Annotated in this window: 7 protein-coding genes and 2 pseudogenes; 8 read left to right on the top strand and 1 reads right to left on the bottom strand. The window is 44.6% G+C overall.

The window, feature by feature from the left end; all coding sequences use genetic code 11:
* Window positions 1-432: 432 nt before the first annotated feature.
* The 3 genes from CSW98_RS06390 (at window position 433) to CSW98_RS06380 (ending at window position 6276) form a co-directional block, all read left to right on the top strand.
* A complete protein-coding gene (locus CSW98_RS06390) occupies window positions 433-1746 on the top strand; it encodes a carbohydrate porin (RefSeq protein WP_100799643.1) in 1314 nt (437 codons plus the stop codon).
* 82 nt (window positions 1747-1828) lie between these two features.
* Entirely contained in the window at window positions 1829-2776 is a 948-nt protein-coding gene (locus CSW98_RS06385; RefSeq protein ID WP_198517293.1) for an MBL fold metallo-hydrolase, read from the top strand.
* A gap of 143 nt (window positions 2777-2919) precedes the next feature.
* Window positions 2920-6276 carry a glycosyl hydrolase gene (locus CSW98_RS06380; RefSeq protein WP_198517292.1) on the top strand — a complete coding sequence of 1119 codons (3357 nt, stop codon included), beginning with the start codon at window positions 2920-2922 and terminating at the stop codon, window positions 6274-6276.
* 57 nt (window positions 6277-6333) lie between these two features.
* Here CSW98_RS06380 and CSW98_RS06375 read toward each other — a convergent pair whose 3' ends face one another.
* Window positions 6334-7224: a LysR family transcriptional regulator gene (locus CSW98_RS06375; RefSeq protein ID WP_100799642.1), complete on the bottom strand. Its 891-nt coding sequence runs from the start codon at window positions 7222-7224 to the stop codon at window positions 6334-6336.
* A gap of 401 nt (window positions 7225-7625) precedes the next feature.
* Between CSW98_RS06375 and CSW98_RS06370 the strand changes: the two genes are divergently transcribed.
* The 5 genes and pseudogenes from CSW98_RS06370 (at window position 7626) to pucG (ending at window position 13452) form a co-directional block, all read left to right on the top strand.
* Complete coding sequence (locus CSW98_RS06370; RefSeq protein WP_100799641.1) at window positions 7626-8441, top strand: MurR/RpiR family transcriptional regulator; 816 nt, start codon at window positions 7626-7628, stop codon at window positions 8439-8441.
* A gap of 11 nt (window positions 8442-8452) precedes the next feature.
* Window positions 8453-9460 carry a bile acid:sodium symporter family protein gene (locus CSW98_RS06365; RefSeq protein ID WP_100799640.1) on the top strand — a complete coding sequence of 336 codons (1008 nt, stop codon included), beginning with the start codon at window positions 8453-8455 and terminating at the stop codon, window positions 9458-9460.
* A gap of 9 nt (window positions 9461-9469) precedes the next feature.
* A pseudogene (locus CSW98_RS17880) lies at window positions 9470-10654 on the top strand (amidase family protein).
* A pseudogene (locus tag CSW98_RS06355) lies at window positions 10651-12230 on the top strand (gamma-glutamyltransferase family protein). The pseudogenes CSW98_RS17880 and CSW98_RS06355 overlap by 4 nt, the downstream one beginning before the upstream one ends.
* Complete coding sequence (pucG, locus tag CSW98_RS06350) at window positions 12220-13452, top strand: pyridoxal-phosphate-dependent aminotransferase family protein (RefSeq protein WP_100799639.1); 1233 nt, start codon at window positions 12220-12222, stop codon at window positions 13450-13452. Before CSW98_RS06355 ends, pucG begins: the two are co-directional and overlap by 11 nt.
* The last annotated feature ends 24 nt before the right edge of the window (window positions 13453-13476 follow it).

Raw genomic sequence — 13476 nt, 5'->3', positions numbered from 1 at the left:
TCTTTCCATAGAGTTTTACAATGAACCATTTGAATAAACCTATTATCTTAATGGCTAATTTTATTGGTATTATATTTTCACAGAATAAAGTTACTAAAACATAAAGCTATTATCGTAGGTGATTTGAATCAACTGATAGTGTGATTACTAACCATTTTGTTATATGGCGCATAATTTTGATGAATGTTGTTGTATAGCTTATAAATAAGCTTTTATTTATTTGCACTACATTTTAGATATTACCTAAATATATAGTTTAACCTGCTTCTACTTTAAGTGGGTTGGTTGTCTTTTAAAATAAAATGTCATCCAGTTCTCACTGGCAGTGGTGGGGTATGTTGAAAACTATCTGTTCAAAATTAAATCCTTGATAAGATTTTTTACAAAAAACGAGAAATTATTTTCTCTCAAAATAAGCTATAGGGGAACAACATGAAAAAGTGGGAACTATCGGTTGCTTTATCTTTAATGGCATCCATGTCAGCAGCAGTATCTCTGCCAGTGTTAGCAAATGATGCAAACGATGCAAAACCTGATTCTGGTTTTGAGGTGCATGGCTTCGCTAAAGCCGCTGGTGATTTTGAAAGTGAGCTAGATAGAGCAAAAACTGTTGGTTTGCATTATGACCCTGATGCACCTAACCAGAAGCCAAGAGGTAAATTCGGTAAGCTAGGGAATGACTACTGGCATGACCTGGATGTTATTCTGTTTATGAAGAAAAAATGGAACAACATCTTTACAGCAGGCGAATGGGCTGATTTTACCTATCAGGTTGAAGGCTACGGTGACGGCAGTATTGATAGTGGCCAGGCCTTTGTTCGTTTTGGTGGGCTGCCATTCCTTGATGAAGGCGCAACGGTATGGGCTGGCCGACGTAATTTCGATCACCGTCTTAGAACTCTGGCTTATGCTATTGAGGAAGCTGAGTTCGATTCTGGCGTGGGCTATAACAGCAAAAATTTTGATTTTGCAGTAGGTACAAACCAGGTTAATTATACAAGTGATGATCACAACCCAGGTGCAATTGTTGCCTCTGAAGGTACTAATAGTGCTGTTGATACTGCCTACCGCTTTGGTAATGCAGAACTTGGTTTAACTTATGTTCGGGAACTAGATAGTCCGTTGGGTTTTACAGAAAAACAACAAGCTATCAGTGTGAAAGGAAAGTATAAGATCCCTGGCTCATTTTTCGGCATGTTTGACGGTCGTTCATTAGTTGAACTGCAAGCGGGTAAAGGTGTGCTGGCTCAGTATCTGAACACAAGCCGGATTACCGTATTGAGTGAAGAAGAAGATACATCTATGCGTCTGACATTTGATGGCAGTATTACTGAATTCGAAGGTTGGAGCATTGATTCCACGCTAATGTATGAATTTACTGACAGACAAGATGACCGTGAAGTTGCATCTCTACCTGATACTATCCGCGGAGGAACGACGTATTTCGGATCTGCTGATGAAACAGGCATCTTTGGTGACGTGACCGTATCACAGGCAATAACTGACCATATTTCGTTAACCTACGAAGCAAACTACATGCATTCCACGAACAAAGACGGTGTAGATGGCGTTGATGGTTCAGCATATAAACTGGCCTTCGGTCCTACTCTGCAACTAAAATCTCACCCACGCTTTGCTCCTCAGGTCACTATGTCGGTTGCTTACTTCGCTGGTGATGAAGAAGTGACATACCTTGATAGTAGCTCTGAGGTTAGATTTGGTTATCAGATGCAGCTATGGTTCTAAGCTGAATTAGAATAAATATTATCTATATTAGATTATTACTTTATTGTAATTATCCTCTTTAAATAAATTTATTGGAGTTTTTATGAGCCGTATAGTAGGTAATTTCGGGAAGCTATTTATTTCCATGTCAATATCGATGTGTTGTGCGGGCACTACAGCAGCTGCTATTTCAGACTTTGAAAATACAGGTGCATTACCAAAAGCAAAATTCTTTCATTCTGAATTAATTAATGACCATATGGTTCGTATATATGGTATTAATAATGAGCTGATGTATCTGGTTGAAGGTAGCAATAGTGCGGCACTTATTGATAGTGGTGCTGGTGTTGGCGACCTGAAAAGTTATGTTGAGAGCATTACTTCGAAGCCGGTAAAGGTACTGCTGACCCATGGACATGTGGATCATATCGGCGGGGCTTCTCGTTTTGAGAATGTCTACATGAACCATGATGATGCAGGTGTGTTTGCCAAACACAATTCGCTTGAAACAAGACGAGGGTATATTCATGGTACCTACAGAGATGCAAAAAACCTGAAAGAGAGCGACTATAGTAAGCAGCTGGATCTAAAGAAAATCAAAGACTTGTCTTCTTATGACTCGTTCAATCTGGGCGGAGTATCTCTGGAGTTTTTTGATGCGAAAGGTCATACGCCTGGTGAACTGGCTGTTTTGCTGAAAGAAGACCGGATATTAATTGGTGGCGATTCAGCTAACCAGTTTACGTTCCTGTTTGATGAGTTTTCTTTAGGCTTGTCCAGCTATGAAAAATCCATGACTCAACTGAAGAAAGAAACAGACGGAAAGTATGACCGGTATTTCGTTTCTCACGGGTCAGGTGAAATGTCAAAAGACACCATTAAAAATATCATTAACTTGTGTGAAGAAATTAAAGCTGGAACAACAGATAATATTTCTCACAAATTTATGGGACAACAAGCCTATATTGCAAAAGAGATAAACAAACAATATCAAAGATTAGATGGTATTGATGGAAACATAGTCTTTAGTAAAGAAAAAATTAACGACTAAGATATAAATCAATCATTAAATTAAGCCGGGATTTCCCGGCTTATGATATTAGGTACTATTAAATTTACTGACTCTACCTGAAGGCGAATATTACATTTTTGTGTGAAATTTACTCAATGATAGGGTTGTTAAAGGATGTAAATATGAATAAAAAGACGAGCTACAGTAAAAAAAGCTTCCCTTTGTGCATGTTAGCCCTTTCCGTTTCTCTCGGTATTAGCCTGCAAGGCTGTACAACGGCATCTGCTCCATCGGCTCAACCTGCTCTAGAAAACGGGTTTGTGTCACCACCTGAATCTGCCCGTCCACGAGTATGGTGGCACTGGATGAATGGTAATGTCACAGTGGATGGTATCGATAAAGACCTTGATTGGATGCACAAGGTTGGTATCGGTGGCGTACATAACTTTGATGCGAATCTTCGGACGCCACAGATCGTTGAAAACCGTCTGGTGTATATGTCACCTGACTGGCAAAACGCATTTCGTCACGCGGTAGAAAAAGCGTCTGCCTATGATATGGAGTTCGGGATTGCTTCTTCTGCGGGTTGGAGTGAAACCGGCGGACCATGGGTAAAACCTAAAGATGGCATGAAAAAAGTGGTCTGGTCCGAAATGATTGTAAAAGGTGGCCAGTCTATTGATAAACCACTTCCTGAATTTCCAAAAGAGACGGGACCATTCCAGACAATGGGTCTGACTCACCTGTTTGGCGGACCAGCAGATACAGAAAAAGCGCCTCACGCTTCCGGTGAAATCGGCGTATTTGCCGTTCCGCTGCAGTACGCTCGACTTGATGAATTCCGCAACGTTAACATCGACGGAAAACAAGTGGATGCGTCTGCTCTTACTGACGATGATTTAAGTTCTTCAGTGTCGGTTACTGTCGATAAAGACAACCGCGCTATTTTCCAGGTCGCTTATCAGAAACCAACAACGGTTCGCTCTGCTCGTATCTTGATCAAAGGCGGCCGTGTCCCATTCCGTCCTGAACAGTTCGGTACCACTCTGGAAGTATTGAAAGACGGCCAGTGGCAGGCTGTTAAATATTTCCCTCTATTTGATTCAACCACGACCATTTCGTTTGATGCAGTGACAGCGAAATACTTCCGGGTTGTCATGGAACCTAAAGCAAAAATCTCAATGGCCGATCTACTTGGCGCTGTTGAGGGTGCTCAAACGTTCCCGGCCAGACCACCTGCACCAACCGTTGATGTGCTTGATTTCAAACTATTCGCTCAGCCAATGGTTTCTGAATCTGAAGTAAAAGCCGGATTTGGCACCGTTCATAATTACTATGATATTGCGAACACCTCGAAGGACAATGGTATCGATTTAAGCCAGGTTGTTGACCTTAGCGATAAAGTGTCCGCGACAGGCGAAATCAACTGGGTTCCGCCAAAAGGAACTGAGTGGAAGATCATTCACCTGGGATGGTCACTGACTGGTAAAACCAACCACCCAGCGACGCCAGAAGCGACAGGTCTGGAAGTGGATAAATACGACGCAGATGCTGTCAGAGACTACCTAACCACCTATCTGAAAAAATATGAAGGTGTTGTCGGCAAAGAGATGATGGGCGAAAAAGGTATTACGACCTTACTGACTGATAGCCTTGAAATCGGTGCGTCGAACTGGACTCCGGAGCTGTTAAATGAGTTCCAGAAACGCCGTGGTTACGATGCGAAGCCATGGCTACCAGTGTTAACCGGTATTTTGGTTGGTACACCTGAAGAAAGTGATCAGTTCTTATACGATTATCGGACAACGCTGGCTGAATTGGTGGCTGACGCTCACTACTCTACGATCGCAAAAGTAGCCCATGAATACGATATGAAAGTGTATGGTGAATCACTGGAAGATCAGCGTCCAATTCTGGGTGATGATATTGCTATGCGTCGCTGGACTGATGTACCGATGGCAGCACTGTGGGCTTATCCTCGTGACGGCGGTAAGCCACGTTCTGGATTGCTGGGTGATATCCGTGGTGCTTCATCAGCGTCACACTTTTACGGACAGAATCTGGTTGCTGCAGAATCGATGACCTCTGCTTTTGCTCCGTGGGCATATGCACCGGCCGATCTGAAACATGTTATTGATTTGGAATTTGCTTATGGCGTTAACCGTCCGGTGATTCATACATCAGTGCACCAGCCATCCGATGATAAGAAACCTGGTCTGTCTCTGGCATTGTTCGGGCAACACTTCAACCGCCATGAAACATGGGCTGATATGGCTCGTCCTTGGGTAGATTATATTTCCCGTAATGCGTATATGCTGCAGCAAGGTCGTTATAATGCAGATGTCGCTATGTTCTATGGTGAAGAAACACCGGTGACAACGATGTTTGCGAGTGGTGTTCCTGAGGATTTACCTAAGCACTATGCGTATGACTTTGTTAATACGGATATGCTGTCTGACCTGACTCTGGACGATTCTAACTTTGTCAGCCCTGGCGGTGCTCATTATCGTGCTATCGCGCTTTACGGCACAAGTGAACACATGACATTGAAAACCCTGAAGCGTCTGGAAAAACTGGCGAAACAGGGTGGTTTGATTATTGGTGAAAAACCAGTAGTCAGCCCAAGCCTTAACGATGATATGTCTGAGTTTTCTCAGTTAGTGAATGAGATTTGGTCGCTGCCGAATGTTGTTGAGGAAAGTACGGATCATCTTGATCAGACGTTGTCTGGGCTTGGTATCACACATGATGTTGATACTGATAGCAAAGTATTAGAAAACGACAAGCTGATGTTTGTTCACCGCAAACTGGACAACGGTGATATCTATTACATCAATAACCGTACAAATGCTCCTATGAATGAGCAGTTATCTCTTCGTTCAACTGGGTTTGAACCAGAACTGTGGAATCCTGTCGATGGCAGCCACACTCCGGTATCTTATACAGTGAAAGGGGATCAAACTGTTATTGATCTGCAGCTTAAAGCTGAAGAGTCATTATTTGTTGTACTAACGAAACCGACTGAAGCAGCTAAGCAAACTGTGGCTAAACCAGAAGTGGTTGAGACGGTTAATGTCTCTGGTCCATGGGAAGTGACATTTGAAAAAGGTCTGGAACTGCCAGAGTCATTCACAATGGATAAGCTTGAACCACTGGAAAAAAGCTCAAATCCTAAAGTGAAGTACTTCTCAGGAACAGTCAGTTATAAGACACACTTTAGCGCGCCGGCAAATAAAGCGGAAGGTGCAGTGTGGCTTGACCTTGGTAAGGTTGGCGATGTTGCCCAAATCTTTATTAACGGTAAAGAAGTGTCAACATTATGGTATGCACCTAAACGGGTTGATGTTAGTCAGTACTTAACAGATAAAGATAATACTCTGGAAGTCAAAGTGGCTAACTTGTGGGTCAACAGACTGATTGGTGATAAGCAAGAAGGCGTAAGACCATTGACCTGGACTGCTGCACCAACATTCAAACCGACAGCACCATTACGAGCTTCCGGTCTGATTGGGCCAGTTAAGATGGAAATTGAGGAATAGTAGCTGGACCTTATTATATTGAAAGTTATGATTAAGGTGTAAATAAAAGACCTGACGTTATGTCAGGTCTTTTTTATCTATACAAGCAATCATTTCATGTGAAATTTTATGCGCTAATGTGTTGCCCTTTCTGAACATTAATCCAACTTGGTGCTCCTGAGATGATGATGCTGTTGGTAAGGGAGCTAATCCATATTGTTCAGCCAATTCCTTAAATTGAACAGATAAAATGGTAAGATTATTGGAATCCTGAACTAATGAAAGTGAAGCTAAAACAGATTGACAGTTGAATTGAATATTTTTGAGACCAACCAAGCCATTATAAAGGTTATCGACTACAGGTGGCTCATTATTGTGCCTCAATATAACCCATTGATATTCCTGTAAATCATCATCTGAAACAACTGGTTTTGATAATAATGGGTGATTTTTATCTACATATATAATGAATCTTGTTCTGAAGACCGGAATATATGATATTTCTTCATGCTGAACCAGAATATCCGGTATGGTCCCCATCGCTATATCACAGTTGTTATTTAACAAATCATCATGTAATGAAACAATATCGCCATTTTTTATTTTAAATGTTAAATCATTATAGGAATACAGGGGTTTCTTTATTTGTTTAAAGAAATCGGTATGAGTCCAGTTGAAACCACACCCGATGGTGAAAAGTTTTCTCTTTTCATCTTCAGGGTTTTTTATACTGGAAATTAAATTGTCATACGAGTCGATAATACCAATTAAGTTCTGATATACCTTTTCTCCTGTTTCTGTAAGTTCAATTCCAGATATATTTCTGGTCAACAAAGTAGTCCCTAAAGATTTTTCAAGCCGGGTAAGGTTTTGCGTTAGGGTTGGTTGAGATATTCCAATGATTTTACTTGCCTTAGTGATATTTCTAACTTCACCAACAACTTTAAATTGTGTTAGTAACTTGAACATAGACAACCCCTATAAATTATAATAAGTGCGGTAAAATATCTTGATTATAACGGTGCCTCAACCGCTTTTATTCAAGATTGAGGTATTGTACCACCGGAATCTTCGTGCAAATAACCTTTCAATGCTCTGTTTTGGTGCGAAATGCACCAAAACAACCCACAACAGGCGCTTCATAAAAATATTTTTGAGTGGAAAATAACCGCAAAAACAAACTTTACCATTATATTCAATGGGTTATGTTTGTCTGGTTCGGGTGGTACGATCGTTGCAGTATGTATGGCGTTGTGTTTCAATTGTTTCTGTGGTGTGCTGTGAAATGAGCACGAAGGTGTCTACATCATCCATAAAACACAAATGTTCATTAACAGTAAAGCAGGAAGCGGAGTAACCGGAAAAAGCGAATGACAAACAATAACTCATTAAGTACCCGTATCACAAAACATTACTCATCACTTAGTGACGGTAATCGGCGGATAGCGGATTTTCTTCAGGTTAACCCTGACAAAATACTCATGCTGTCTACCAGTGAAATTGCAGAAGCTTGTCAGGTGTCTAAGACCAGCGTAAGCCGTTTCATTCGTAAGCTAGGGTATGACGATCATGTGGCGTTGAGAAACGAAATGATGTCTGAACGTGATAAAGGTAACCCGGTCATTACCGGAGAACTACACGGTACAGGATTTAGTCAGGATGCGGTTGCACTTGAGAAATTATGGTCTCAGTTAGCAGAAGGAAACAGTGAACAGATCATTGAGAAGCTGGCAACGGCGAAACGGATCAAAATTATTGGGTACCGTAATAGTTATCCAGTAGCGATGCACTTTCGTCAGCAACTTGCCCAATGTCGTAAGCATGTTGAATTACTGCCCCTTCCGGGGCAGACAATAGGGGAAGACTTAGCGTCGATCAGTGATGATGACTTCGTCATTTTGCTTGGTATCCGTCGCAGGGTAGCGAATTTTAAACAAATCGTAGAGTTTCTTAAACCTTACGATTGTTTATTAATCACTGATCAGTCAGGCCAGAAATACGCGTCTGACGTAAAACAGGTGTTTGTTTGTTATATGAATAACGAACAGCCTTTGGACAGCTATGCCGTTCCGATGAGTCTGATTTCCTACTTTGTAAATGAGACTTTTCTGTTACTGAAAGAACGAGCTTCAAATCTTAGCCAGACAATTAGTTCCAACTATCGTCAACTTGGTGAATTGGAATAAAGGACGAAATAATGAGTGTTGTAAGTAAATTAAAAAAAGAGTGGTTTTTACTGGGCTTAGTAAGTGCCATTTTGTTCGCGACGTTTACCGAATCTGTCGGCAAAACGGATGGCCTGATCCACCTGGACAAACTTACCGGGATTGGTGTTGCCATCGTATTTTTCCTGCATGGTCTTGGGCTGTCGCCAGCGGCAATTAAAGCAGGTGTCAGTAACTGGCGACTGCATGTTTATATCCAATGCGCGACTTTTGTGCTTTATCCGGTTTTATGGTTAGTGCTGGGTGATACTTTTCTAAACTTTATGCCAGCGGCACTGGCGTTTGGCTTCTGCTACCTTTTTGTATTGCCGAGTACGATTTCTTCTTCTGTTGCCATGACCAGTGTGGGTAAAGGTAATGTTCCCGGTGCGATTTTTAATGCCTCACTATCCAGTATTCTGGGGGTATTTATTACTCCTCTGTTTATTCAGCTATTTATGGGATTTGAAGGCGTAGAGCTGGATCTGCTTGGCTCAGTGGTTTCTATTGCTAAATTGCTGCTACTGCCGATGATTGCCGGACAGATACTGCGCCCGATGCTGGTTAGCTTTGTTGACCGACATAAAGCGGTGGTAAACAAAGTCGACAAATACGTGATTATTCTGATTGTTTATAACGCATTTTGTGATTCTGTTGCGAACCATATCTGGAGCGACTTCTCGCTTGGCCTTCTGGCAGCATCTATCGCTATCTGTTGTGTGATTCTGCTGATTATGGTGCATTCAATTCAGTGGGGTGCGCGCAAGGTTCGCTTTGAAAGAAAAGACGAAGTAGCTGCAGTATTCTGCGGTACGAAAAAGACCCTGGCCGCTGGTGTTCCGATGGCGAAAGTTATCTTCGGTGCGGATCCGAACCTGGGCATGCTGCTGCTGCCAATCATGCTTTACCACCCAATCCAGATCTTCTACTGCGCTATTTTGGCGAACCGTTATGCCAGTCAGGATCAAGTTGAATCTTCTGCATCTGAGAAGCATGCGTAAGGATTGATTATGACTGATGTTGATCGCACCGTGTATTGCCAGCAGGGCCCCGATGAGCTGTTACCGGCTAGTCTGGGGAACCTGACAGGGTTACGGTTTGTTTTCAAAGACCTGTTCGATGTTAAAGGCTATGTCACCGGGGCGGGTAATCCGACCTGGCTGGCGACTCATCAGCCTGCAGAGGGCACTTCTCCAGTTATCACTGAGCTTTTGGCTCAGGGGGCAGAGTGTGTCGGGCGAGTGCAGACGGATGAACTGGCTTACAGTCTGAACGGACAGAATGTGCATTATGGCACGCCGGTTAATCCGAAAGCGGAAGATTGTATTCCCGGAGGTTCATCAAGTGGCTCTGCTGTTGCAGTAGCTCGTGGTGAAGCGGATTTCGCTATCGGTACGGATACCGGTGGTTCGGTACGGGTACCCGCCAGTTATTGTGGTATCTACGGTCTGCGTCCAACGCTGGGAAAACTGTCTCTCGACTGTGCATTTGAACTTTCTAAGAGTTTTGATACGGCTGGTTTATTTGCACGTCAGTTACCGGTACTGAAAAAAGCGTATCAGGCTCTGGCTAACACGAATGTTGATATCCGTTCGGATGTTCTTAACGTGGTGAGCTCTCTGAAGGCACCTCAGTACTTATCCCGGATTGAGCGGGTAACAGAGGCAGCAGCACAACCGGGCTTGTCGGTTTGCGAAATTGATGACAAAGGGTTGTTCAGCGATTTTGCCGCGCTTAGTGAATTATTCCGTACTATCTAGGGACTCGAGATCATCCAGGGGCACGGCGAGTGGCTGAATGAGCATGAAGAATCACTTGACCCTGCCATTGCTGAGCGTGTCCGTTGGGCAAGAACTATTACACCGGAACAGTACGAGCAAGGCGTTCAGAAATAAGCAGAGTTTCGCGAGTCATTAATTGCTTTACTGAAAGAGTGTGGTGGTTCGATTCTGTTGCCTACGACGCCAGCAGGGCCACCTAAACTTGCGATTACGGCAGGTGAACTTGCGGAATACCGTTCGCAGCTTATGGGGCTGACGGCGATAGCCGGATTGTCAGGGTGTCCTCAACTGCATATTCCGGTTCTGGATCAGCCAGAAGGTCCGTGTGGCATTTCACTTCTCGGGCTGCCTGACAGCGAGCAATCACTCATCAATATGGCGTTACTTTTGGTTAATGACAAGGAGGGGCTATGAAGCATCAGATAGCCTTTACGGCTCCTCACCATGAGGCAGCCAAAGTTGGATTAGATATCCTGAAAGCCGGTGGAACGGCCAGTGAGGCGATGGTGGCTGCGGCTGCGATGGTGTCTGTGCAATACCCTCATATGAACAGTATTGGCGGCGACAGCTTCTGGCTTATCTGTGAAAAGGATAAAGCACCTGTTGCTATTGATGGCTGTGGTTTTGCGGCCGAGAAAGCAACGATCAGCCATTATAAAAAGATGGGTGACGAGCTTCCTGAGAGCTGCGGTGAAGCGGCGGTGACGGTTTCCGGAACGATTTCCGCGTGGGATAAAGTGCTGCAGATTAATTCAGGTCATTTACCGTTACTTCAGTTGCTGGAGCCTGCAATCAATGCGGCACGAAATGGCATTGAGGTGACAAACAGTCTGCATGATGCTAGTGTGAAAACCTATGACCGTCTACATCAGCTGGACAGTTTCAGTGATGTGTTCCTCAAAGTAGGAGAGGTTCTGAAGGCGGGGGATTCTGTAAAGAACCTGCGCCTGGTAGACACTTTTGAGCAGTTAGCTGAACGTGGTCTGGATGACTTTTACCGTGGAGAACTGGCGCAACAGATCGCCGCTGATCTGGACGCTCTGGGCAGCCCGATTTCTTTATCCGATCTGCAGGCCTATCAGGCTTCTGTGGGTGAGCCGCTGAGTGTGAATACTGGTAAAGGGTGTTTATATAACCACGATGCCCCGACACAGGGTTTAGCTTCACTGCTGATATTCGCTATCTACGATCGTCTGGCCGATAAAGTCACGTGTGAAGCCGATCATGTTCACCTGCTGGTGGAAGCCACAAAACAGGCTTTTCTGGTTCGGGATAATGAAATTACTGACCCGGCACATTTGGCTAAATCGCTGCAGCTCTGGCTGGATGATTCAGTGATTGATTCGTTTGCGGAGCAGGTGGATATGTCCGTGGCGATGCCGTGGCCGAAAGTTGCCAAACCGGCGATACGGTCTGGATGGGCGCGACGGATCAGTACGGCACCATGGTGAGTTTTATTCAGAGTGTATACTGGGAGTTTGGTTCTGGTGCGGTGTTGCCGAACACCGGGATTGTCTGGAACAACCGGGCAAAAAGTTTCTCCCTGGATCCGGCTCACCTGAACAGCCTGGAACCAAGGAAAAAACCGTTTCATACCTTAAACCCGGCGTATGCCGAGCTTAACGATGGCCGACGTATTGTTTATGGAACGATGGGCGGCGAAGGGCAACCTCAGACGCAGGCGTGTCTGTTTACCCGCTTTGTGTACCAGGATAAGGCCCTGGCTCAGTCGATTGCCGAGCCGCGTTGGCTACTCGGGCGAACCTGGGGCGATGATACCAACCAATTACGATTAGAAAACCAATTATTCAAAGCATTGGGTGATGAACTGACTTAACGAGGACATGACATCACCTCTGTACCGGACAACAGCGAATTGATGGGTCATGCTGGTGCGATTGTGATGGAGAGCAACGGCAAAACGACAGCTGCCAGCGATCCTCGTAGTGATGGCCTTGGAATACATGGAGAAGACGACAATGGAAACTAAACAATTATTTGAGACATTAAACCCACCACAACGCCTGCTGATGGGACCTGGGCCAATCAATGCGTACCCTCGTGTGCATCAGGCGTTATCGTCTGCGCTGATTGGTCAGTATGATCCGGTCATGACAGGCTATATGAATCAGGTACAGGAACTATACCGTGGTGTGTTTGAAACTCAGAATCAGCAGATAATGCTTGTTGACGGTACGGCACGTTCTGGTATCGAAGCCGCGTTAGTTTCGATCTTAAAGCCGGGCGACAAAGTTCTGATTCCGGTCATTGGCCGCTTTGGACATCTTCTGTGTGAAATTGCTGAACGTGTGGGTGCTCAGGTTCGTACTATCAATTTTGAATGGGGTGAAGTGGCTTCAGCAGAACGTGTTGAACAAGAGATCAAACAGTTCAAACCTAAGCTGCTGGCTACGGTTCAGGGCGATACCTCTACGACGATGAACCAGCCTCTGGATGAGCTGGGCGAAGTCTGTAAACGCCACGGTGTATTGTTTTACTGCGATGCGACGGCTTCCATCGGAGGAAACGATCTTAAAGTGGACGAGTGGAATCTGGATGCGGTTTCTGCCGGCCTGCAAAAATGTCTGGGTGGTCCGTCGGGCAGTGCACCTATCACGCTAAGTGAAGCGGCAGTTGAAGTCATTAACCGAAGAAAGCACGTGGAAGCAGGTATTAAAGCCGCTCACCATAAGGCCGGTGAAGACGAGATCATTCGTTCTAACTATTTTGACCTGGCCATGGTGATGGACTACTGGGGACCAGAACGTCTGAACCACCATACTGAAGCAACAAGTATGCTGTATGCGGCCAGAGAGTGTGCGCGTATCTTCCTTGAAGAAGGTGCCGAAAAAGTCATCGCTCGTCATAAACTTGCCGGTGATGCGATGGCTCAGGGGCTGATGGCAATGGGACTGAAACTGTTCGGTCAGCAAGACTTTAAAATGAATAACGTTGTGGGTGTTTATATCCCGGAACAGGTGGATGGTGAAGCTATCCGCTCTGAGTTGTTACAACGTTTTGGTATTGAAATCGGTACATCGTTTGGTCCGCTGGCCGGAAAGATCTGGCGTATTGGTACAATGGGCTATAACGCTCGTCAGGAATGTGTTCTGGCTACCCTTGCTGGCCTGGAAGCGATTCTGATTAAGCACCGTGCACCGATCGTTTCAGGGCAGGCGGTTGTCGCCGCTATGGAACTGTATTCAAAATAATAAAAGAAAAGGTGAGGAGAAAGG

Source organism: Vibrio sp. HA2012 (genome assembly GCF_002812955.1).
Classification (GTDB): Bacteria; Pseudomonadota; Gammaproteobacteria; order Enterobacterales; family Vibrionaceae; genus Vibrio.
This window is presented reverse-complemented; position numbering and strand designations above follow the sequence as displayed.